Source organism: Methylobacillus pratensis (genome assembly GCF_054072455.1).
In genome coordinates, this window is the sequence record NZ_JBSUSR010000002.1 from 534,882 (window position 1) to 557,128 (window position 22,247).

A 22,247-nucleotide genomic window follows, 5' to 3' on the forward strand; every position below is an offset into this window, starting at 1 on the left:
GTTTCAATGCATCGACAGCTTTAAGGAACGACGATATCGTCCTTAACGCCGGTCACGCCCTTGACGCCCTTAGCCAGCTTCACGGCACGCTCGGCTTCCGCCTTGCTCTTGGCTGTACCGCTCAACTGCACCAGGCCGTCGCTGTCGGTCTCAACCTTGATGTCCGTGGCGCTGACCAGCTTGTCCTTGGCGAATGCAGCCTTCACCTTGGTGGTGACGACGGAGTCGCTCAGCTTGGTTTCAATGCTGTCGCCTTCAGCAGCGAAGCTGGCAACTGGCATCAGCAGGGCACTGATCAGGACTAGGCTTTTCAAATTCGCTTTCATTTAAGACTCCTTTTTGGATTTAGTTATCGAGAACACGTTTGCATTCTAGAAAGATAGGCTGACAGCCTTAATCAGCATGTCGCTGAAACAAATGTAGGAATGAGCTGACTGGGCTTAAAGAGCCTGCTTACGATCTTTTCATGGGTGCATTGCCCCGGCAGGAAATATTGACGCAAGCCGCAGACTTCTCATTGCTTGGCGAGGATTTGCAATGCAGCAGCGGATGCGCTGCCGGATAACCCGAAGGGATGGGGCCCAAACACGCTTGTCCTGCGTTGCTGCAATGATTGGCAAGACAATAAGCATTGCCTGTGGACTGAGCCTTGACCGGACGAACTATGTGCATACATAAAAAATCGTGATCAGGTTCTACGAAGATGTTGGAAAAGCCATCAGCAGGAACTGGCTACAAACAGTGAAAAGGCAAGCAGAATGAAATGGGCGGGAGCGGTTTAGCGTTTGGAGCGAGCAGCACTTGCTGGCATTTGTCTGGGACGCTTCGGCGCTCGAGGCGCCTTTTATCTGTGAAGCAACCCGGATTAGTTCGATAGAGGGGGACGGACAGTCGCTAATCCTGACAAATGCCAGCGGCTTGCAAAAACTGGTTGGGCTTAACCAAAAATGAAGCCCAGCGCAATCGGGCCAAACATGACGGTTACCAGCACCAGGTTCAATAAGGCATGCATGATGGTTTCCTTTAAGTGACTGAAATTGTGGAGCCACTATAGCCTGCGCTTGCGGCCCGGTTTATCTGGAAAACTCTGATATGCGTGTAGGACAAACGGAAATGGCTGAGCTGGAGCGGCCAGCAGCAGGTCCGATGGAAAGGCTGACTTTTATGCCAGCTTCAGGCTAGTGAGGGTGCGGCGACGTACCGCGCGCAGCAATTCGGCGTCTTCTACGAGGGATTGGCCGTAGGAGGGAAGCATCTCGCGCATGCGCTCTTGCCAGGAGGCGCTTTGCGATTGCGGGCCGAAACAGCGCTGCAATACTTCCAGCATGGCCGGCACCGAGGTGGAGGCGCCGGGGGAAGCGCCCAGCAATGCCGCCAGGCTGCCATCGCCGGCAGATACGATCTCGGTGCCGAACTCCAGCTTGCCGCCTTTCTGGTCGCATTCCTTGATGATCTGTACCCGCTGGCCTGCGGAGACAAGTGACCATTCACTCTCTTTGGCCTCGGGGTAGAAATTCCTCAATGCCGCCACGCGCTGCTTATGGCTCTGGAATACTTCGCCGACCAAGTAGCGCGTGAGGTCCATATTGTGGCGGCCGGCCCCCAGCATGGATTTCAGGTTGCCCCGCTTGACCGAGCTGACCAGGTCAAGCAAAGAGCCTTGCTTGAGGAAGCGGGTGGTGAAACCGGCAAACGGGCCGAACAGCAAGGCCGGCTTGCCGTTGATGATGCGGGTATCCAGGTGGGGCACCGACATTGGCGGCGCGCCGATGGGCGCCTTGCCATAGACCTTGGCATGATGCCGGTTGATGACATCCTGGTTGTGGCATACCAGCCATTGCCCGCTGACCGGGAAGCCGCCGTAGCCCTTGGCTTCCTTGATGACAGATTTTTGCAGCAGGGGCAGGGTGGCGCCGCCGGCGCCCAGGAAAACGAATCCCGCACGGATGCTGATGGGCTGGCCTTTGGCCAAGTCGGCCACCTTCACTTGCCAACGGCCTTGCTGCTGCTTGAGGTCGGTAACGGCATGGCGGGTGAGCAGCTTGAAGCCAGGCACCGCCTGCAGGTGCTGCACCAGTTGTCGGGTCAGGGAGCCGAAGTCGACGTCGCTGCCATAGGTAACGCGGGTTGCCGCCACCGGGATGTCCGCTTTGCGGGCCGCCATGACCAGCGGCATCCATTGTTGGAGTACAGCAGGGTCTTCGCTGTACTCCATGTCGGCGAACAGGTGATGCGCGCTCAGCGCCTGGTGGCGCTTCTGCAAAAAGGCCACGTCCTTCTCGCCCCAGACGAAGCTGGCATGCGGCGTGGGATTGATGAAGCTCGCAGGTTCCCGCAGTATCCCTTGTTCCACCAGCCAGGCCCAGAATTGCAGCGATTCCTCAAAAGCCGCGTTGATCTTGAGCGCGCGCGAGATGGAAACGCTGCCGTCCGCATTCTGCGGCGTATAGTTGAGTTCGCAATACCCGGCATGGCCGGTCCCGGCATTGTTCCAGCCGTCGCTGCTTTCCGTCGCCACTTCCGCCTGCTGCTCCAGCAGCGTGATGCGCAGGTCCGGATTGAGCTTGTGCAGCAGGGTGCCCAGGGTGGCGCTCATGATGCCGCCGCCAACCAGCAGGATATCGGTGTCTAGGGAAGTGCTCATGTCAGGCTGGAAATATTTCGCTACTGTAGTCTTGGGTCGCCATGATATGCATAAGCCACGCTTCTGTAAAACCCTGTTTCCATGTCAATAAACGTTTTCCAGCCAGTGCATCAGCACTTGCACGACATATGCCTGTTCATCCGCGTTCAATGCCCGCCCTGCGGGGATCAAGTGCCATTTCTGCAGGCAGCCCCGGCAACAGCACGCGGTGGCGTGCTGCGCCACGAATACCGGATGGCCGCGGTAAGGGGTCTGCTTGCCGTCGTTGGCAATCACGGCCGGCGCCAGGCGCTTGGCGATGAAGTCGCGCGCATGGTCCTGGATCACCGGCAGCCCTTTAGCATGCAGGTAGGTGCGGTCGTGTGGATTGAGCTTGAACGAACTGCGGAAGCGCGAGCGTCCCAGTGCGGCGAACAGTTCGTCTAGTTCACGCATAGGGTCAGCGCGGCTCGAAGCGCAGGGATGCGGAATTGATACAGTAGCGCAGGCCGGTGGGCGGCGGGCCATCTGGGAAGACATGCCCGAGATGGGCGTCGCAGACATTGCAGATCACCTCGGTGCGCACCATGCCGTAAGAGGTGTCTTCCTCTTCGCGGACATTGTCCGGGTCGAGCGCCTCGAAATAGCTGGGCCAGCCGCAGCCGGCGTCAAATTTGGTATCCGAGGCGAACAGCGGCGTGCCGCAGCATACGCAATAATAGATGCCATGTTCGAAATGAAAGGCATATTCTCCTGTGCCGGCGCGCTCTGTGGCGGCATGGCGCGTGACCTCATATTGCATCGGGGTGAGTTGCTCGCGCCATTCGGCGTCTGTCTTCAATACCTTGGCCATTACTTTCTCCTCAATGTGGATGAGTTATATAGTGGTTCAAAACCAGTACAATGCTGGATTTAGTCAGTAAGGAAACTGCAGTGACGCAACACGGCAAAGCCATCAGCATCCAGGGAGTGAACGCCATCCTGCTCGATATCGATTACGGCGAATCGCGGGAAAATGACGCTGCAACCCCCTATTTTAATATCAGATTCGATCTCGAGTTGCGCCAGCGGCAATATTCACTGACCTATAGCAAGCCCGTGGGCAGCGACGACCATTTCGGCGTCTCGGGTGACGATTACGAGCCCTTGTTGCAGGCGCTGGAACCCGATCCGGCTTTGACCGCGCAACAACAATATAGTGTCATGACGGAACAGGCTTTGCACGAAGTGCTGCTGCCGATTGCAGAGTCGGTGTACGAAGACGTTGAATACCATTCCCCGGACCAGGATGAAGAATAAGCCCCTGGGCGAGGTCGCGATCGAGGCGTGTGATTTCGCCGGCTACGATATGCAATCGCTGTTGGAAGAGCTGGAACACGAGCTTTTCCAGATCTACCCCGGCATGCCCAAGCCAGCAGCCCTGCAGCCATCGCTGGTCTTGATCGCACGCGCGGAAGCCCGGCCTGTGGGCTGCGTCGCCTTGCTGTCCTTGGCTGCGGATGCAGCAGAAATCAAGCGCCTGTTCGTTACGCCATCCGCACGCGGCCATGGCCTGGCGAAGCGGTTGCTGGCCGACCTCGAGCGCAGGGCATGGCAGCAGGGAGTGAAACGCCTGCTGGTCGAAACCGGCAACCTGCAGGCAACCGCCATCTCGCTTTACCAAGGCCTGGGCTACCGGCCCGTTGTGCCTTTCGGGCCTTATATCGGCAACCCGGTCAGTCGCTGCTTCGAGAAGCAACTGGGCCATTGAACGGCTGACAAAACTTTCCCGCGTTGCTGTATTGCCTTAGGCAGGGTGCGTTACACGCTGGAGCAGGACAATAAAAAACGCCAGCATCGGCTGGCGTTTTCTCGTTCATCGAACAATGCAAGCGCTTAGTTCAATGCGTCCTTCAGTGCCTTGCCAGCCTTGAAGCTAGGGGCCTTGCGAGCAGCAATCTTGATTTCCTTACCGGTTTGAGGATTGCGGCCAGTGCGGGCAGCACGCTCGGAAACGCCAAAAGTACCGAAGCCGATCAGTGTTACTGTATCGCCACCCTTCAGGGCTGCAGTTACGGATGCAGTGAATGCATCAACAGCTTTACCAGCAGCAGCCTTGGAGATTCCCGCTTCCTTGGCGATTTCTTCGATCAGTTCTGTCTTGTTCATATGTGTCCAGTCCTTGTGTTATTGGGTTATCAAGCTAGTTTTGGTAAGGCTGATACTTCGCCTCGTTACCAGGTTAAGTAGTAACAGGGGAGAAAATATCACAACCTGTGCTCAATGAAACCCCTTTTGGCGCGGAATCCAGCAAATTTTTCTATTTAAAGCCCGGTGTGACGCCGTTTGGAGACATTTTTTGACAATTTTCCAGCTTTACAGGGTATTGGTCCCCACTAAGCCGAGGATGCCGATAATGATCAGGTAGAGTGCCACGATATAGTTGAGCAGGCGCGGGATGACGAGAATCAGGATGCCGGCAATCAGGGAAACAAGCGGGGCCAGGCTGAGATGGAAATCCATGATGATCCTTTATGAATTGACCAGACACGGCACATGAAAAAGGGAGCCAAGACTCCCAGTGGAAATTACGCCTTGCTCAGGTAGGATTTGGCAATGCGCTTGACGACGTAAGTCAGTACTGCGGCTTTGATCAGGAATTTCATGACGTTTCTCCTTCGATATTGAGCCTCCAGCATAGAGCTCAACAATAATGCATGACATCGGGTTGAGGCTGATCTTCATGTAGGACAATGCCAGACAAACCCTGATATTGGAGATTGATGCGAGGGATATCCGCCTGATATGATGAGAATAATTCTCAATTTTCATCGTCATGACCATTTCCGACCCTTCCTATGTAGGCTTGCACCAGCTTTATACCCACCATCATGGCTGGCTGTTCCAGTTTCTCCGCCGCAAGCTGGGGGATGCCGAGCAGGCGGCAGACCTGGCGCAGGACACCTTCATCCGCCTGCTCAATGCCGATCAGCGGGCCGAGATACGCGAGCCCAGGGCCTACCTGAGCACCATTGCGCGCGGGCTGGTGGCAGACATGTTCCGCCGCCGTGCGCTGGAACAGGCTTATCTCGACGCCCTCGAAGCACGGCCGGAACCGTTGGCGATTTCTCCCGAACAGCGCCTGCTGGTGCTGGAAATCCTGGTTGCAGTCGACCGCATGTTGGATGGCCTGGGGCCGCGCACGCGTGCCATATTCCTCATGGCGCAGCTTGAAGGGTTGAGCTATGTCGCCATTGCCGAACGTCAGCAAGTCTCCGTCACCACCATCAAGAAACACATGGTACGCGCCATGACGCACTGCCTGGCGTTGCTGGACGATTGAGCATGAGCGTTGCCGCCAAGCCGGGCCATGCCGTCTTGCAAGCTGCCGCCGAGTGGTATGTGCAGCTGCAGGCGGAGCAACCCACCGCCCAGCAATTGCAGCGTTTCGAGGCTTGGCTGCATGCCGATGCCAGCCATCGCCATGCCTGGAGCAAGGTGCAAAGGCTCGAGCAGCAATTCGGCTTGCTGCCGGCGGATATTGCCGTGCCGGCATTGCAAAACGCCCAAACCAGGCGGCGCACGGTGCTCAAGATGGTGGCATTGCTGGCGATCACCGCACCGGCGGGATGGGGTGCTTACGAATACCGGCCTTGGAGGCCGCTGACGGCCGGCTACAGCACGGCTACAGGCGAAATCAGGCAAGTCCGTCTTGCAGACGGCGGGATATTGTTCCTCAATACCGCCACCTCCCTGGATATCGACTACGGCCCGCAGCAGCGCATCGTGCAGTTGCATGAAGGGGAAGTCCTGGTCGAGACCGCGGCCGATGCAGCCGACAGGCCTTTTATCGTGCACACGCGGCACGGCGCAATCCGGGCGCTGGGAACCAGGTTCACCGTGCGAACCGACCGCCACGGCACCCAGGCAGCGGTGCTTGAACACGCCGTGAAGATCACGCTGGCGGGGAGCGATAGCGAAAGCGTATTGCTGCAGGCCGGCCAGCAGGCGAGGTTCAATGCCGCTGAAGCCAGCGCGCCGTGGCGGCTCCACCCGCACCAGGATGCCTGGATACGCGGCGTGCTGGTGGCGGACGACCAGCCGCTGGGCGAGTTCATCGCACAGCTTGCGCGCTACCGTCCCGGCCTGCTGCGCTGCGATCCGGGAGTCGCGGACTTGCGCGTATCGGGCGCATTCAGGCTGCAGGATACGGACGAAGCCTTGCATAACCTAGCCGTCGCATTGCCTGTTCGATTGGTATACCGAACCCGTTACTGGGTAACGGTGATGCCGAGGCGTTGAATGTAAAAATCCGCGCATGGGGTTGCTGTTTCTGATTCTCATTCGGCTTAACAGATGAAGCGCTATTTTCAGCGTTGATCTGACCATCAAGAACGAAAGGGAATCATCATGTCTCAGCGCGCCTTGCGCTTTTCTCTTGCCCGGCAAGGGAAACCACTTCCAAAGGCTACACCATTGGCGCAGGCCATTGCCGGTGCGGTTTTCAGCCTCTCCATCGTCACGGCGGCTTTTGCCGTGCCCAGCCTGGCCAGCGCAGCGGAAACCGCGCCAAGCCACCATTACTGGATTCCTGCCGGACCGCTTGGCACTGCACTCAGCGAATTCGCCGCCGCCGCAGGCGTTACCCTTTCGTTCGATCCATCCCAGATGGCAGGGCTGCAATCGCCGGGCCTGCAAGGCGACGTGACCATCAAGCAGGGCTTCGACCGGATTACGGCAGGCAGCGGCTTCGAGGTCGTGGCGCAAAGCGCAACCAGCTACCTGCTGCGCCAGATTCCGGTGCAGAACCTCGCACCTAAAGATGCTGCCGTTTCGGTACTGCCTGAATTGGCAGTGAGTGTCTCTGGCAAAGCACCAGGCTCGATTACTGAGGGTACAGGCTCTTACACCACTTATTCCACCAGCAGTTCGACTCGCCTTAACCTGACCCCACAGGAAACGCCGCAGGCCGTGACCGTGATCACGCGGCAGCGCATGGACGACCAGAGGCTCGATACCTTGATCGATGTGCTTGACGCCACACCAGGCATCATTGTCCAGCAAAGCACAATTGGCCAGGACAGCCCGAACTTCTATGCACGCGGTTCCAGACTGAGCAACTTCCAGATCGACGGTGTGCCGACATCCTCCGGCATGAGCCCGTTCTTTGCCAACGTAGCTGCCTACGACCGCGTGGAAGTGGTGCGAGGTGCTACTGGGATCATGAGCGGCCTTGGCACCCCTGCGGCCACGGTCAACCTGATTCGCAAGCGTCCGACTGCTGACACACAGCGTACACTGACGGCGCAGGCTGGCAGTTGGGATCGGTATGGCGCTGGGATTGATGTATCCGGCGCAGTGAACGAAAGTGGTACAGCACGCGTGCGCCTGGTGGGCGACTACAGGGAGCAGGGCGCATGGGTGGATCGTTTCCGCCAGAAAAGCCTTGCGCTCTATGGCATCGGCGAATTTGATCTGAGCGAGAATACTTTGCTCACCGTTGGCCTGAATCATCTGCGGCAGGATACTGATTCTGCCATCATCGGGCGACCGCTTTTCTTCAGTAACGGCCAACGCATGCCGTGGTCACGCTCCGACAACACTAGTCAGAAGTGGCGCTACTACGAGCATGACATGGATGGCATTTTCGCCTCGCTGGAGCACCGCTTTAGCTCTGGATGGGTCGGCAAGGTGGAATGCAGCCATACGCGATATGAATACGACGGATTGGTCGCAAATATGCTTGGTGTAGTTGACCAAGCCACCGGTGCAGGCGTGACGGTACGTCCAAACCGTTGGAAAAGTCAACTTAGGCAGGACAATGTCGATGCCTATGTTTCAGGCATGTTTCCATTGTTTGGTCGCGACCATGAGTTGATTGCTGGATTCACGCTGTCGAAGCTTCAGTCGAAAGGCCTGGGCTACACCTTGGATGCGGGTTATCCTATTTCGACTACCGTTTATGAGTGGGCGAATACCCCAGCTCCGGCGTTTGACGAGACAGGCGGTAACAAAGGTGACGAACGCAACAATGGCGTATTCGTAAGCGCCCGCTTCACGCTCACGGATGACACCAGTTTGCTACTTGGCGGTCGCACGACACGCTGGTCTCGAGATATTGACGAAACCAGCATTCTATGGGGTGATTACTCCACCCGCGATCGCAGGAGCACCTTTGTCCCGTATGCTGGCATCGTACATGCGCTGAACAACACTTGGTCGGTCTATGCCAGCTATACTAAGATCTTTCGCCCGCAAGACTCCTGGCTCAACGAGTTTATCCCCACGTCATTGAAACCTGAGGAAGGTGTCGGCTACGAGGCGGGTGTCAAGGCTGGTTTCCATGGCGGCCGACTGACGGCCAGCTTGTCGGTGTTTCGCAACGACGTGGACAACTTGGCCGTCTGGAATAACGATGCGTTCACATACGATCTGCTGGGTAACACTCGTACCCGTGGCGTTGAGATGGAGTTAAATGGTGAGTTAGCAACCAACTGGCAGCTTTCCGCTGGCTATGCCTATGCAACTAGCGAAGATGGTGATAAAGAACGCGTACTCACCTATGTGCCCCGCCAGACAATGAAGCTCTTCACTAGCTATCGTATGCCCGGTGCATGGGAGAAACTCACATTGGGCGGTGGCGTTCATTGGCAGAATGCCATTACCAGCGGAAGCGGCTTCAATTATGTGCAAGATAGCGTCGCCCTAGTCAACTTGATGGCACGTTACCAGATTGGCCGGAATCTGTCCTTTTCCCTCAACCTGAACAATGCGCTGGATAAAGAATACTATTCGACGGTGGCCAGTAATTCCGGCACTTTCGGCGCCCCGCGCAATTTCATGGCTTCCATGAAATATACTTTCTAACGAAGGTCTTGGAGACAGATGCCGGGTCTGCGCCCGGCATCTTGTTTGCATGGCGCCAGTTCATCATATTTTCTGAACCTATCCGGTCTCCTGCGTACTAACAGGCTGTTCCCAAACTCATCCATTTGCTGCCGATCCTTGCTTGGCAAGGCTGTTGGCGCTTTTGCTTTTGTGCGGGCGGAACATCCGAAGTGGCCGGCCAAGTACCGGTCGCACATGTGGTAACAGGCAGGAAAGACAACAATGACAGAAGATTGGAATAGTTTAATGGGGTGGTTGCAAATTCATCAGGCCATATTCAGCTTGTTGAATATTGTGCTCTTGGTGCTGGCGGCCGGGGCGGCCAATTGGGTGATCAGGCGCGTGCTGGTGCGCGGCTTGCACAAGATGCTGCGTTCTGCCGCGGTCGGGCAGGCCATTGCGCGAAGCCGTGTGGTGGCCAGGCTGGCGAATATCATTCCCGCAGTGATGATTGCCGTGGGCATTTCCTGGATTCCTGAATTGCCCGAGGCATTTGTGACGGTGGTGCGCAATGTGGCACATGGTTTCATTGTGCTGACGATAGGCCTGGCGATTGCCGCCATGCTGGATATTGTCAACGATGTCTGGCAGCAGCGGCCCGACGCGCATCGCAGGCCGATCAAGGGCTACGTGCAGGTGGTGAAGATCGTGATCTACATCGTCGCGACGATCCTGGTGATCGCCACCTTGATGGACCGTTCGCCGGTGATCCTGCTGTCCGGCATTGGCGCCATGGCAGCGGTGTTGATGCTGATCTTCCAGGATACCTTGCTGTCGCTGGTGGCCAGCGTGCAGATTTCGTCGAACGACATCATCCGCGTCGGCGACTGGATAGAGGTGCCGCAGCTCAACGCGGACGGTTTCGTGATCGATATCGCCCTGCATACGGTCAAGGTGCAGAACTGGGACAAGACCATCACCACCATCCCCACCAAGCGCTTCATCACCGATTCGTTCAAGAACTGGCGCGGCATGTTCGAATCCGGCGGGCGCCGCATCAAGCGCAGTATCTTCATCGACCAGAACAGCGTTCACTTCCTCACGCCGGAAGAGCTTGAACAACTGCAGCAATTCAGCTTGCTGGACGATTACCTGAAGAAAAAACAGGAAGAGCTCGACGAATGGAACAGGGCGCTGGGCGAAAAAGGCAGGAAGCCGATCAATACCCGCCGCATCACCAATCTCGGTACTTTCCGCGCCTATGTCGAGCAATACCTGAAGAACCACCCGCGCGTGCACCAGGACATGCTCATGGTGGTGCGGCAGCAAGACCTTTCCGCAGCAGGCATCCCGCTGGAAGTCTGGTGCTTCTCCAATACCACGGTGTTTGTACAGTATGAAGCCATCCAGTCGGATATTTTCGACCACTTGCTGGCCATCCTGCCCGAGTTCGGCTTGCGCGTATTCCAGAACCCCAGCGGCGCGGATTTACAGGCGATGCGCCAACCCTTGTCGCCGTAATGCGATAACAGGCTAAGGCAATCCGGCCTGACGTTCAGGCGCTTTTTTCCTCCAGCCGCCCGCGGTAGAGGGCTGCGATCAAATCGGTCTGGGTCACGATGCCGGCCAGCCGGCGTTCGTGGTCCAGCACCGGCACGTGGTGAATGCCGTGCTCGGATAGCAGTGGTACCAGTTGCACGATATGTGTGTCCTCGCTGGCGGTCAGCACCTTGCCGGTCATGATCTGGCCCACGACTTCCGGTTGGTCGGTTTCCACCAGGAAAGTGCGGCGCACGAACTTTCTGAGCTTCTCCTCGAAGCCGGGATAGGCGTCGAGATTGGCATGCTTGAGGAAATCGAAGCGCGTGACGATGCCGATCACGCGACGGGCGCGATCCACCACGGGCAGGGCCTTGATATGGTGGTTGAGCAATAGCGGCCACGCTTCTTCCAGTAGGGTGCCGTATTCCACGCTGACGACATCGCGCGACATGATGTCGCCGCAATTGATTTCGCCGAAGCGGCGCTTGTACGCCTGCATCTCGGTCTGCAGGAACAGGTTTTCCAAGTCATCCCTTGCGACATCCAGCACCTGGTTGTATTCCTTGAGTACGGCGTCGAGGTCGGCGCTCGAGAACCCCACCCTGCGCGACGGGCTCAAATCATGGGTTTTATGGAGGTTGGGCTCGGGCCTGGCCTGGTGCGGATAGCGCCGCTTCGTGGCATTGTTGTAGAGCAGCGCCACCAACAGCAACAGGCCTGAGTTGGTGGCGACGAGCAACAGGAAGTAAGTGCTATGTTCCAATGCTAGCGGGCCGGACAGCACGGCGGTCAACGCCACGGCCCCGCCCGGCGGGTGCAGGCAGCGCAATGCGAACATCAGGCCGATGGCAAGCGCCACAGCGACTGCTGCCGCGACGGGAATGCTGGCAATCCAGTGCAGGCTGGCAACGCCCACCAGTGCGGAGACCAGGTTGCCGCCCATGATGGACCATGGCTGCGCCAGCGGGCTGGCCGGTACCGCATACAGCAACACCGCAGAAGCGCCCAAGGGCGCAATCAGGAAGGGCAGGCTTTCCACCCCCAGCAGCCAGGTGCTGACGAAACCGCTCACCAGGATGCCGAGCAGGGCGCCCAGGCAGGCGCGCAATTTTTCTTGGTGGTTTACCGGGCTTTGTTGCGGCTTCAAGCCCTTGAGCCAGTTCAATACGGCAGACACAAGCGGGACCTTAGGGGGAAACAACGCAATCTATCATCAATGGAATGGTTTAGGGATGCTTGGGATGATGGTTTTTTTTGATAAGATATATCATCTGCTTATTAATTATTTACATTCGATTGATATTAATTATTATTTCCACATGACGTTAAGTGAACTCAAGTTTATTGTTGCCGTGGCGAAGGAACGCAATTTCAGGCGCGCCGCGGAGAAATGCTTTGTGAGCCAGCCGGCCCTGAGCTTGGCTGTGAAGAAGCTGGAGGAGGAACTGGGCGTCACCATTTTCGAGCGCAGCCACAAGGACGTGGCCACGACGCCGATCGGCGAGCAGATCATTGCCCAGGCCAACCGCACGCTGGAAGAATCCAACCGCATCAAGGAAATTGCGTGTCTGGGCAATAACCAGCTGGCGGGGCCGTTCAAGCTGGGCGTGATCTATTCCACCGGCCCTTACCTGCTGCCCGAGATCATTCCCGCCTTGCGCCACCTCGCGCCGGAAATGCCATTGGAGGTGGAGGAAAACCTGACGGCCAACCTGGAGACCCAATTGCGCAATCGCGTCATTGACGCCGCGATCATTGCGTTGCCGTTCGATGTGCCCGGCGTGCGCTGCGAGCCGTTGTACGACGAGAGTTTCGTTGTGGCGGTGCCGGATATCCATCCCTGGGCGGGCCGCAAGGAAATCCAAGCGGAGGAGCTGGCGGACGAGAAGGTGCTGTTGCTTAACAGCGGCCATTGCTTCAGCAACCAGGTGGTATTGGCGTGCCCGGAACTGTCGCGTCACGGCGAGGTGCTGCAGGGCAACTCCCTGGAGACCATACGCAATATGGTCGCTTCCAACCTCGGCATTACCGTGCTGCCGTGCAGCGCGGCGGTGGAACGCTACCAGAACCCGCTGATCAGGACGATTCCGTTTGCAGACCCGGTTCCAACCCGCCGCATGGCCTTGGCCTGGCGCAAGGGCTACACCAGGGAGAAAGCCATCGATTGCCTGTTGCAGGCGGTCAGGGCATTGAAATCGCCTTGTTTGCAATCCATAGCGGAATAATCGATTTTTAATTCATTACGAGATTAGATACGACAACCAGTGCGATTGCAGTGTCATGAAGAGAAGTAGCTTATAGGATTGTATTGGTAATAGGAAAAGCAAAGGGGCCTGGCGGCCCCTTTTGTACGGAGATGAGCAACAACTTAGCGGTTGCAAACGTACATGGTTACTTCAAAACCAAAACGCATTTCGGTCACTTCTGGCTTGGTCCACATGATGTATCTCCTTTAAGTTTGGGGTAGGGGCCACACGGTCATCAACTTTACCGCGCAATCCATGGTTCCCATCATATAGCGTGCGCCTTTTAATGCCATGCGCAGCATCATGATCTGAGCCTCATGATTTTCATTAGTATGCGGACGCTGAAAGCTACCTTAAAGGGACAACCGGGTTAGTAAGTGACGAACACCCGGTAGCCGGATACCGTTTCCCCGCTGGTGGAGAATGCCAGGTTGACCTGGATTTCCCCATTGGCGGCCAAGCCCGCCTGGATATCCAGGCCTGATGGCAGGTATTCCTCCGGCTTGAAAATACGGCGCAGCTTGGGCTGGTCGTCGTCATCGGTCAGCGTCAGCTCCAGCATGGGATAGGCCTGGGTATAAGCTGCATTGTTGATCAGCTTGGTCGACAGCTGGATGACCTCGGGATGCTCGAAATCCTCCTGCAAGTCGGAATCATCCAGCGCTAGCAGTTCCGCATTGCGTGGCAACGGCACCGTGCAACCCAGCCATTGGCAAGCGGACTCCAGGGTCGGCCTGCTGGCCGGCCAGTATCCCGCCAGCTGGGTACGGAAGAAATAGATCGATTGACCGAGCAGCGCCAAAAGCAGCAGCAGGCTGAGCGGCACTGTCAGCCAGAGGGGAAAGCGCCGTTGACGCGCGGGTTTGTCAGGGGCGAGAAAGCTGGCGGCGACGGGTTGCTCATCCGCTTCGGGCATCTCTGCTGCCTGCTCGTCCGCATACTGTTCGCTGAATACACCAGCATTGAGGGGTGCCGTTTCAGTATCTACCGATTCCCCGTGGTCGATTTCAACAGTATCCGCCGGTTCCGGCTCAGGAACGGTGATTAATTCCTCGGCAAGGATGATTTCTTCCGACCCTGGCGATTCCGCTGTTCCACTGTCCGCTTCGGCGGAGGTGAGGCTGGTGTCGTGAGGCAGGGTATGGCTTGCCTCTTCCGCCTCGGCGGTAATCTGATCGGGGACGGGCTCCTCGCTTGCAGAACCGGGTGGCAATGGTGTCAGGGTTTGCGGCTCCAGGATTTCATAGAGCCGCGAGCCGGCATTGAAGAGATGCTGGCATTGACCGCAGCGCAGATCGCCGCCATGGGCCGCCAGTTGTTCCGGCTTGACGTGGAATCGGGTATCGCACGCTGGGCAGGAGGTCACTAGCCGCATATCAGGTGTTCACCTTCTGCTTCCTGTGAGCAACACCCAGCTATCCATGAACACGGGAGCGTCCATGACGAACCATTCCTGGTAGATGGCGCCAACTTGGTCGGCTTGTTCACGCAGGATGCCTGAAAGCGCAATTTTGCCACCAGGCTTTGCTGCGCGTGCGAGGGCAGGCGCAAGCACCGAGAGCGCGCTGGAAAGGATGTTCGCTACGACGATGTCGAATTGTCCGCTGGGCAGGTCGTTGGCCAGGTAGAAGCTGGCCTCAGTCTCGTTCTGACTCGCGTTGTACACGCTGGACTGGATGGCCTGGGCGTCGATATCCACGCCAACCACATTGCCGGCTCCCAGTTTGCGCGCCGCGATGGCGAGAATGCCGGAACCGCAGCCGTAATCCAGCACGCTAGCCTGCGGCGTCACCGTATCGGCAAGCCAGTTCAGGCACAAATGGGTGGTCGGGTGGCTGCCGGTGCCGAACGCCAGGCCGGGGTCCAGCACGATGTTGAGGCCGTCAGGGTTGGGCGCATCATGCCATGAAGGCACGATCCACAAGTCATCGCGGATACGGATGGGCTCGAACTGCGATTGCGTGGCGCGCACCCAGTCCTGTTCAGCGATGGTTTCCGTGCTATAGCGGAAATCCGCAATGCCTGTCGCTGCGCTGAGTTCCTTTAACAGGGAGTCCAGGTCTGCGTCCTCATCCAGCAATGCGCTGACGACGTTTTGCTGCCAGATGCCGGGAGGCGGGTCGCCGGGTTCGCCGAAGATAGGCTGTTCGTCCGGCGTTTCGGCGTTGGCGTCCTCAATGCTGGCAGAGAGGGCGCCAAGCTCCATCAAGGTGTCGCTGAGGAGTTCGGCGTTATCGTCCTGGGCCTCGATTTTGAGAGAGATCCAAGCCATTACTTGGTTGCAATGCCCAGTTTGTGTTCCAGGTAGTGAATGCTGGTGCCGCCCTGGTGGAATGCCGCATCGGCGAGCAGTTCCTTGTGCAGGGCCACATTGGTCTTGATGCCTTCGATCACCATCTCCGACAAGGCGATCTGCATGCGCGCAATTGCTTGCTCGCGCGTATCGCCGTAGGCGATCAGCTTGCCGATCATGGAGTCGTAGTTTGGCGGCACCATGTAACCCTGATAGGCATGGGTATCGACGCGGATACCCGGGCCGCCTGGCATGTGAAATGTGGTGATGCGGCCGGGAGACGGCACGAAGTTGAACGGGTCTTCCGCATTGATGCGGCACTCGATCGAATGGCCAGCCAGTTTGACGTCCTTCTGCTTGATGCCGAGCTTTTCGTCCGCCGCGATCAAGATCTGCTGCTTGACGATGTCGATGCCGGTGACCATTTCCGTCACGGGATGCTCCACCTGCACGCGCGTGTTCATTTCGATGAAATAGAACTCGCCGTTTTCGTAGAGGAACTCGAACGTGCCTGCGCCGCGATAGTTGATACGCTTGCAGGCCTCGGCACAGGCAGTGCCGATCTTTTCACGCAATTGCGGCGTGATGCCGAAGGCCGGTGCTTCTTCCAGCACCTTCTGGTGGCGCCGCTGCATGGAGCAATCGCGCTCACCGAGGTAAATGGCGTTGCCGTGCTGGTCGGCCAATACCTGGATCTCGATATGGCGCGGCTGCTCGAGGAACTTCTCCATGTAGACCATGGGGTTGCCGAATGCGGCCTGCGCTTCCGCCTTGGTCATGCTGACCGCGTTGAGTAGCGCTGCCTCGGTGTGCACGACCCGCATGCCGCGGCCGCCGCCGCCGCCGGCAGCCTTGATGATGACCGGATAGCCGATATCCCTGGCGATGCGCAAGGTTTCATCGCTGTCGTCGGTCAACGCGCCGTCCGAACCGGGGACGCAAGGCACGCCAGCGGCCTTCATGGTGTCCTTGGCGCTGACCTTGTCGCCCATGAGGCGGATGGTTTCCGCGCGCGGGCCGATGAAGGTGAAGCCGCTTTGCTCGACGCGCTCTGCGAAATCGGCATTCTCGGACAGGAAGCCATAGCCGGGATGGATGGCTTGCGCGTCGGTGACTTCCGCCGCGCTGATAACGGCGGGGATGTTCAGGTAGCTTTGGCCGGAAGGGGCCGGGCCGATACATACGGACTCGTCGGCAAGCTTGACGTATTTGGCTTCGCGGTCGGCCTCGGAATGGACGGCGACCGTCTTGATGCCTAGCTCGCGGCATGCCCGCTGGATACGCAAGGCAATCTCGCCGCGGTTGGCAATAAGGACTTTATCGAACATGGGTTGATTCCTAGCCAATGATGAACAGCGGTTCGCCGTATTCCACGGGCTGGCCGTTCTCGACCAGGATCGCCTTGATCACGCCGGTCTTGTCGGCCTCGATCTCGTTCAGGAGCTTCATGGCCTCGATGATGCAGAGCGTATCGCCGGCGCTGACATTGCTGCCGACATCGACAAACGACTTGGCGTCAGGGGAAGGCGCGCGGTAGAAAGTGCCCACCATGGGAGACTTGACGACATGGCCTTCGATGGCCGGCGCAGCGTTGGCCTCCGCGACGGGCGCTGCTGGTGCTGCTTGCGGAGCGGCAGGGGCCGCGATATAGGGCTGGGCAAATTGGACTGGCGCCTGGCTGCTGGGTAGGTGGCGCGAAATGCGCACCTTTTCCTCGCCCTCGGTGAGCTCCAGCTCGGAGATGCCGGACTCTTCGACCAGGTCGATCAGTTTCTTCAGTTTGCGTAAATCCATGGTTAACCTCTAGATGTATATGGGGTGCCGGTCAGGCACGGGTAATATGTTTGATGGCGTAGTCCAGCGCCAGTGAATATCCGCGCGCGCCCAGGCCGCTGATCACGCCGACCGCCAGGTCGGAGAAATACGAGTGGTGCCGGAAGGATTCGCGTGCGTAGATATTGGAAAGATGGACTTCAATAAACGGGATTTTCACCGCGGACAATGCATCGCGCAAAGCCACGGAAGTATGGGTGAAAGCTGCCGGGTTGATGATGATGAAATCCGCCGGCGTATGCGCCAGGGCATGGATTCTTTCTATCAATGCCGCTTCATGGTTGCTCTGGAAGGTTTCAAGAGCAATGCCCGCATTGTCCGCATGCTGCTTAAGCTCACGGTTGATGCTTTCCAGGGTATCCGAGCCGTAATGGTTGGGTTCACGTAATCCCAGCAGGTTCAGGTTGGGTCCGTGCAATACCAGTACGGTTTTGGAGGATGGTTGGGCCATGAATGGGGGCGGCTTGGCCGCCAATGCAACTTTGATGGCTGCAAGTTTGCCGTAAATTAGGGTATTTTGTCTAGAGAATTGACGAAATTTAGCGAAATTGCTTGATATTGCTCAGCCAGGAATAAGGTCTCAGGAATTGAGCGCCGGTTGCAACGTTTCCAGCAAAAGCGCCTTGGTAACCCGGCCGAAATAACTTTTGAGGATTTTACCATCGGAACCGATGATGACGGTATGTGGAACCACACTATTCAGGTTGCCGAGGGACGCGCTGAGCTTCATGCCTTCGTCCTCGGCTGACAGCAAAGGGTAGGGCATGGGTGTGCCTTGGGCGAAAGCCTGCATTTTCTCTACATTATCCAGGGAGATGCCGAGCACAACCAGCTTGCCAGCGTATTCCCGAGCCAGTTCTGCGAGCTCCGGCATTTCCTCGCGGCAGGGCGCGCACCAGGTCGCCCAGAAATTTACCACCAGCAACTGCCCCTGCCATTGCGACAGCGGCTGTTCGCTATCCTGAAGGTCTGATGCATGGGCGGCAAAGAATGGCGCAGTGGAGGCAAACGTCTCCACAGGATGCGCGATACGGGGTTTGCTGGCATATTGCTGGATCAGCACGATGGCGGCTGCCAGTGCCAATGCCAGCAGGAAAAAGCCGCGCTTGCTTAAGCCTTTGTTGGCGGATGATGTCATGGGGTTGATTTTACCGCATTCAGTGTGTCGAGGAATGTATTGCTGTTTTGGTAGCCGATGACCCTGCGATGCCTTATTTCCTGCCCCGTCCCATCAAAGAAGATGATGCCGGGCGGGCCGAACAGGCCGAAATGCTTGAGCAATGCCTGGTCTTCGACATCGTTGGCGGTGACGTCGGCCTGCAGCAGGACGAATTCCTGCAAGTTGGCGCGTACTGCGGCATCGCTGAAGGTGAACTGATCCATCTCCTTGCAGGCTGCGCACCAGTCGGCATAAAAATCCAGCATCACCGGCTTGCCGGGGTTCTGCCGCAGCACTTGTTCCAGGTCGGCAACGCGCTTGATACGCTGGAACGGCAGGCTGGAGCTGGAGCCTGCTTGCCCCAGGGTCAGCCCTTCCAACGGCCGCAACGGCGACTTGGCGCCCGAGGCGGCGCCGACCACCAAGGTGGCCCCCGCCAGCAGCATGAGCACGGCAATGCCTTTCCAGAAGCGGTGCCAGGCGGTGGCGCTATCGGGCAAGCGGTCCAGCGCCCGCATGAATACGGCTGGCACGATGAGCAGGCTTGCCCAGAGCAATAGTTGCAGGCTGGTTGGCAGCAACGGCGACACAATCCAGACGGCGACAGCCAGCATGAATACGCCGAACGCCTGGCGGATTGCGATCATCCACGGTCCGGCCTTGGGCAAGAAGGCCCCGGCTGAAGCGCCTACCAGCAGCAGCGGGACGCCCATGCCCATGGACAAGGCGAACAGGGCGGTGGCGCCGAGTACCACATCCTGGGTTTGGCCGATGTAAATCAAGGCGCCCGCGAGCGGCGCAGCGACGCAGGGGCTGACAATCAGTGCGGAAAGGACGCCCATCGCGAACACGCCGAGCCATTGCCCGCCCGGCAGGCGGTTGCTGGTATTCACCAGCCGGCTTTCGAGAGAGGCGGGCAGTTTCAGCTCATAGAAGCCAAACATGGAAAGCGCCAGCAAGACGAAGACCAAGGCACTTGCGCCCAGCACCCAGGCGTTTTGCAAGGCAGCGCTCAGCAACTGGCCGGAAAGCCCGGCGGCCACGCCTGCCGCGGTATAGCTCAATGCCATCCCCAATGTATACGCCAGGGAGAGCCAGAAGGCATGCAAGCGGTGCTTGCGCTGGCTGCCGACGATAATGCCGGAAAGAATCGGGATCATCGGCAGTACGCAAGGCGTAAGCGAGAGCAGCAGGCCGAAGCCGAAGAATCCTGCGACGATCAGCCAGAGTTTGCCGCTTGCGAGCAGGCTGGCTGCCCGGTCGTGCTCGGCCTGCGGCGGCGGAGCGATGGAACCTGGGCCATCCCCCGCGGTCGCATGCAGGGAGTCTAGCGCTATGGTTTTATGCGTAGGCGGGTAGCACAGCCCTTTCTCGCTGCACCCTTGATAGGTGGCCTTGAGCCGGAGGTTGCCGCCCGGGACGGTAGGCGGAGCCATGCGCATATCCGCGGTAAAGTCTTGATGGAACACCTCGGTGCGGCCGAAGGTTGGGTCTTGTTTCCAGTCGCCTTGCGGCAAGTTGAGGTTCTGGACCGCATGCCCGGCAGGTTCCAGCTCGAACTTGATCCTGTCCTTGTAGAGGTAGTGTCCGGGAGCGATCTTGAACGCCGCCTGCAGGTGGTCTGCATCAATTATTTCGACTTGGAGCTTGAAAGCTTGCTCGGGCGGCAGAATATTATCGGTATCGTTCCCGAGGAATGCGCTGCGCCCCTGGCTCAGCCACTCGCCCAGTTGGCTGCTGGGCGCGGCCTGTACGCTGGCGCTAAGCAGCAATGTGCAGAGCAGCAGAATCGATGCCAGTGTGGATGCTAGGCGTTGCTGTAATGCAGAGTTCAATCCCGGGTTTCCTGGTGTAGCCATGTAAGATAGGCGGGCAGCCCGCCCGTGACTGGGACATGGATGATCTCGGGAAGTTCGTAAGGGTGCAGTTCGCGGATGGCTCGCTCGAGCTCGGGATAGCGCAGGCTGGTGGTCTTGATCAGCAAGGGTATTTCCGTTGCGGTTTCCAGCTTGCCCTGCCATTGGTAGAAAGACTGGCATGGGGCCAGCAGGTTGACGCAGGCAGCCAGTTTTCTAGCGACTAGCTCGCGCGCGATATTTTCGGCACTGCCCTGGTCCGGCATATTGGTCATGACCAGGACGGCGCTGCTGTTTTCTAATGATGGAGATTGAAGTTTCATGCGTTTTCTTTTCCTCTTGCTGATTTTACTCGCTTTCCCTATCGCTGAGGTATGGGTGCTGGTGGAGTTGGCTGCAAGATACGGCTGGCTGGTGCTGGCTTATTTGATCGTGGTGGGCATCCTCGGTTGGCGCCTGATCCAGGATGAAAAACTCACGATGATGGGCCGCATGGCGCAAACCCTGCAGGCCGGCGGCACCCCGTTGCGCGCCGTATTCGGCAGTGCAAAGAACGTGCTTGCGGGGATGCTGCTCATCGTGCCAGGCGTGATCAGCGACGCGATTGCCGTCGTCCTGCTCCTGCTGCCCGGCGGCACCAAATTGCAGCCAGCCGCCAACGACGATGACGTCGTTTCACGTGAAACCAGCTATCAGGAGGTGCGCCAGGAGGCTGGCAGGCAGCAGCCCAACGGCGACGTGATCGAAGGGGAGTACCGGCGCGAAGAATAGCCTATGCTAGACTTGCACACTTTTTCCAGCCTGTCGTGAGGCTATAGGGTCAGATCTTTCCCCATGTCTTTCCAAGTCATTATCAAGCCCAGCGACCGCATATTCAACGTTGAGGATGGCGATACCGTGCTGGATGCCGCGATCGATGCGGGCATCAACCTGCCTTACGGCTGCCGCAACGGCACTTGCGGTGCCTGCAAGGGGCAGCTGCTGGCAGGCGATGTCAATTACGGCGAGTATTTCGACAGCGCGTTGAGCGAAGACGAGAAGAAAACCGGCAAGGCGCTGTTCTGCTGTGCCCAGCCCTTGTCCGACCTCGTGATCGAATGCCGCGAGGTGGCCGGGGAAGGCATTCCGCCGCGTATCATGCCGGTTCGCGTGGAGAAGCTCGAAAAGCTCTCCCACGATGTCATGAGGATGACGCTCAAATTGCCGAGCAACGAGCGTATGCAATTCATGGCAGGGCAGTATATCGAGTTCCTGCTCAAGGACGGCAGGCGCCGCGCCTTCTCGCTTGCCAATGCGCCCCATAGCGACCGTTTCCTCGAACTGCATATGCGTTTGGTGCCCGGCGGGCAGTTCACCCAGTATGTATTCAATGAAATGCAGGAAAGAACCATCCTGCGCATCGAAGGGCCGTTTGGGACTTTCTTCCTGCGCGAGGATAGCACGCGTCCGGTCCTCCTGGTGGCGGGCGGTACAGGGTTCGCGCCGGTAAAGGGTATTGTCGAGCACGCCTTGCAGCTGGGCATGAAGCGCCCGATGACGCTCTACTGGGGTGCCAGGACCCGGGAGGACCTTTACCTCGACGGTTTGCCGCAGCGCTGGCAGGCAGAAAACCCCTTGTTCCGCTATATTCCCGTGCTATCCGACCCGGCACCGGGGGACGCATGGCAAGGCCGTACGGGACTGGTGCACCAGGCGGTGCTGGAGGACCATCCCGACATGCAGGCCTACCAGGTATATTGCTGCGGCGCCCCGCAAATGGTGGAGGTGGCCCACCGGGATTTCCAGGGCCATGGCTTGCCCGAGCGGGAATTCTTTTCCGATGCGTTCACCTTCGCCAATCCGGCGGCAAAGGCCTCTATCTAGGCTGGCAGTAAGAGGCTGCGGCAGT

Annotated in this window: 25 protein-coding genes; 9 read left to right on the plus strand and 16 right to left on the minus strand. The window is 58.2% G+C overall.

Annotation, left to right across the window (positions count from 1 at the left end; all coding sequences use genetic code 11):
• Positions 1-20: 20 nt before the first annotated feature.
• From ACW4YW_RS07065 to msrB, 4 genes are all read right to left on the minus strand, one after another.
• Entirely contained in the window at positions 21-326 is a 306-nt protein-coding gene (locus ACW4YW_RS07065) for a BON domain-containing protein (RefSeq protein ID WP_457136926.1), read from the minus strand.
• Positions 327-1,162: 836 nt separating this feature from the next.
• On the minus strand, positions 1,163-2,644 hold the full coding sequence (gene mqo / locus ACW4YW_RS07070; RefSeq protein WP_457136927.1) for a malate dehydrogenase (quinone): 1,482 nt from the start codon (positions 2,642-2,644) through the stop codon (positions 1,163-1,165).
• A gap of 84 nt (positions 2,645-2,728) precedes the next feature.
• Positions 2,729-3,079 carry a DUF4186 domain-containing protein gene (locus ACW4YW_RS07075; protein WP_457136928.1) on the minus strand — a complete coding sequence of 117 codons (351 nt, stop codon included), beginning with the start codon at positions 3,077-3,079 and terminating at the stop codon, positions 2,729-2,731.
• Positions 3,080-3,083: 4 nt separating this feature from the next.
• Positions 3,084-3,476 (minus strand): peptide-methionine (R)-S-oxide reductase MsrB, encoded by a 393-nt coding sequence (msrB, locus tag ACW4YW_RS07080; protein ID WP_457136929.1) that lies wholly within the window; start codon positions 3,474-3,476, stop codon positions 3,084-3,086.
• Between the two features lie 80 nt (positions 3,477-3,556).
• Between msrB and ACW4YW_RS07085 the strand changes: the two genes are divergently transcribed.
• The gene (locus tag ACW4YW_RS07085; protein WP_457136930.1) at positions 3,557-3,922 is read left to right on the plus strand and encodes a hypothetical protein; all 366 of its coding nucleotides are present in this window, start codon (positions 3,557-3,559) and stop codon (positions 3,920-3,922) included.
• Entirely contained in the window at positions 3,912-4,373 is a 462-nt protein-coding gene (locus tag ACW4YW_RS07090; protein WP_457136931.1) for a GNAT family N-acetyltransferase, read from the plus strand. The genes ACW4YW_RS07085 and ACW4YW_RS07090 overlap by 11 nt, the downstream gene beginning before the upstream one ends.
• Before the next feature lie 125 nt (positions 4,374-4,498).
• On the opposite strand, the gene ACW4YW_RS07095 is transcribed toward ACW4YW_RS07090, so the two are convergent.
• Positions 4,499-4,771, minus strand: coding sequence for an HU family DNA-binding protein (locus ACW4YW_RS07095; protein ID WP_230342959.1), 273 nt, complete (start codon positions 4,769-4,771; stop codon positions 4,499-4,501).
• Between the two features lie 207 nt (positions 4,772-4,978).
• Positions 4,979-5,125: a DUF3096 domain-containing protein gene (locus tag ACW4YW_RS07100; protein ID WP_309566005.1), complete on the minus strand. Its 147-nt coding sequence runs from the start codon at positions 5,123-5,125 to the stop codon at positions 4,979-4,981.
• A gap of 313 nt (positions 5,126-5,438) precedes the next feature.
• Between ACW4YW_RS07100 and ACW4YW_RS07105 the strand changes: the two genes are divergently transcribed.
• The 4 genes from ACW4YW_RS07105 (at position 5,439) to ACW4YW_RS07120 (ending at position 10,951) form a co-directional block, all read left to right on the plus strand.
• The gene (locus tag ACW4YW_RS07105; protein WP_457136932.1) at positions 5,439-5,945 is read left to right on the plus strand and encodes a sigma-70 family RNA polymerase sigma factor; all 507 of its coding nucleotides are present in this window, start codon (positions 5,439-5,441) and stop codon (positions 5,943-5,945) included.
• Between the two features lie 2 nt (positions 5,946-5,947).
• Entirely contained in the window at positions 5,948-6,904 is a 957-nt protein-coding gene (locus ACW4YW_RS07110) for a FecR domain-containing protein (protein ID WP_457136933.1), read from the plus strand.
• Between the two features lie 108 nt (positions 6,905-7,012).
• Complete coding sequence (locus ACW4YW_RS07115) at positions 7,013-9,469, plus strand: TonB-dependent siderophore receptor (RefSeq protein ID WP_457136934.1); 2,457 nt, start codon at positions 7,013-7,015, stop codon at positions 9,467-9,469.
• Positions 9,470-9,736: 267 nt separating this feature from the next.
• Entirely contained in the window at positions 9,737-10,951 is a 1,215-nt protein-coding gene (locus ACW4YW_RS07120; RefSeq protein WP_457136935.1) for a mechanosensitive ion channel family protein, read from the plus strand.
• Positions 10,952-10,985: 34 nt separating this feature from the next.
• Here the strand turns inward: ACW4YW_RS07120 and ACW4YW_RS07125 are convergent, their stop codons facing one another.
• The gene (locus ACW4YW_RS07125) at positions 10,986-12,149 is read right to left on the minus strand and encodes an HPP family protein (protein WP_457136936.1); all 1,164 of its coding nucleotides are present in this window, start codon (positions 12,147-12,149) and stop codon (positions 10,986-10,988) included.
• Positions 12,150-12,291: 142 nt separating this feature from the next.
• Between ACW4YW_RS07125 and ACW4YW_RS07130 the strand changes: the two genes are divergently transcribed.
• Entirely contained in the window at positions 12,292-13,197 is a 906-nt protein-coding gene (locus ACW4YW_RS07130; protein ID WP_457136937.1) for a hydrogen peroxide-inducible genes activator, read from the plus strand.
• Positions 13,198-13,340: 143 nt separating this feature from the next.
• Here ACW4YW_RS07130 and pqqA read toward each other — a convergent pair whose 3' ends face one another.
• The 9 genes from pqqA to cutA all read right to left on the minus strand — a co-directional run bounded on the left by pqqA (position 13,341) and on the right by cutA (position 20,682).
• Positions 13,341-13,412: a pyrroloquinoline quinone precursor peptide PqqA gene (gene pqqA / locus ACW4YW_RS07135; protein ID WP_081774944.1), complete on the minus strand. Its 72-nt coding sequence runs from the start codon at positions 13,410-13,412 to the stop codon at positions 13,341-13,343.
• 176 nt (positions 13,413-13,588) lie between these two features.
• On the minus strand, positions 13,589-14,593 hold the full coding sequence (locus tag ACW4YW_RS07140; RefSeq protein WP_457136938.1) for a DUF3426 domain-containing protein: 1,005 nt from the start codon (positions 14,591-14,593) through the stop codon (positions 13,589-13,591).
• A 9-nt stretch (positions 14,594-14,602) separates the two neighbouring features.
• Entirely contained in the window at positions 14,603-15,490 is an 888-nt protein-coding gene (prmA, locus tag ACW4YW_RS07145) for a 50S ribosomal protein L11 methyltransferase (RefSeq protein WP_457136939.1), read from the minus strand.
• On the minus strand, positions 15,490-16,839 hold the full coding sequence (gene accC / locus ACW4YW_RS07150) for an acetyl-CoA carboxylase biotin carboxylase subunit (RefSeq protein WP_457136940.1): 1,350 nt from the start codon (positions 16,837-16,839) through the stop codon (positions 15,490-15,492). Before accC ends, prmA begins: the two co-directional genes overlap by 1 nt.
• 10 nt (positions 16,840-16,849) lie before the next feature.
• A complete protein-coding gene (accB, locus tag ACW4YW_RS07155) occupies positions 16,850-17,305 on the minus strand; it encodes an acetyl-CoA carboxylase biotin carboxyl carrier protein (protein WP_457136941.1) in 456 nt (151 codons plus the stop codon).
• A gap of 31 nt (positions 17,306-17,336) precedes the next feature.
• Positions 17,337-17,795, minus strand: coding sequence for a type II 3-dehydroquinate dehydratase (aroQ, locus tag ACW4YW_RS07160; protein WP_457136942.1), 459 nt, complete (start codon positions 17,793-17,795; stop codon positions 17,337-17,339).
• A gap of 129 nt (positions 17,796-17,924) precedes the next feature.
• On the minus strand, positions 17,925-18,482 hold the full coding sequence (locus tag ACW4YW_RS07165) for a TlpA family protein disulfide reductase (RefSeq protein WP_457136943.1): 558 nt from the start codon (positions 18,480-18,482) through the stop codon (positions 17,925-17,927).
• Positions 18,479-20,338 carry a protein-disulfide reductase DsbD gene (gene dsbD, locus ACW4YW_RS07170; RefSeq protein WP_457136944.1) on the minus strand — a complete coding sequence of 620 codons (1,860 nt, stop codon included), beginning with the start codon at positions 20,336-20,338 and terminating at the stop codon, positions 18,479-18,481. The genes ACW4YW_RS07165 and dsbD overlap by 4 nt, the downstream gene beginning before the upstream one ends.
• Positions 20,335-20,682, minus strand: a complete 348-nt coding sequence (cutA, locus tag ACW4YW_RS07175) for a divalent-cation tolerance protein CutA (RefSeq protein ID WP_457136945.1) — start codon at positions 20,680-20,682, stop codon at positions 20,335-20,337. Before cutA ends, dsbD begins: the two co-directional genes overlap by 4 nt.
• Between cutA and ACW4YW_RS07180 the strand changes: the two genes are divergently transcribed.
• Both ACW4YW_RS07180 and ACW4YW_RS07185 read left to right on the plus strand, forming a co-directional pair.
• Positions 20,681-21,130 (plus strand): FxsA family protein, encoded by a 450-nt coding sequence (locus tag ACW4YW_RS07180; protein ID WP_457136946.1) that lies wholly within the window; start codon positions 20,681-20,683, stop codon positions 21,128-21,130. The two genes, cutA and ACW4YW_RS07180, sit on opposite strands and share 2 nt — an antisense overlap.
• A gap of 63 nt (positions 21,131-21,193) precedes the next feature.
• On the plus strand, positions 21,194-22,222 hold the full coding sequence (locus ACW4YW_RS07185) for a CDP-6-deoxy-delta-3,4-glucoseen reductase (RefSeq protein WP_457136947.1): 1,029 nt from the start codon (positions 21,194-21,196) through the stop codon (positions 22,220-22,222).
• The last annotated feature ends 25 nt before the right edge of the window (positions 22,223-22,247 follow it).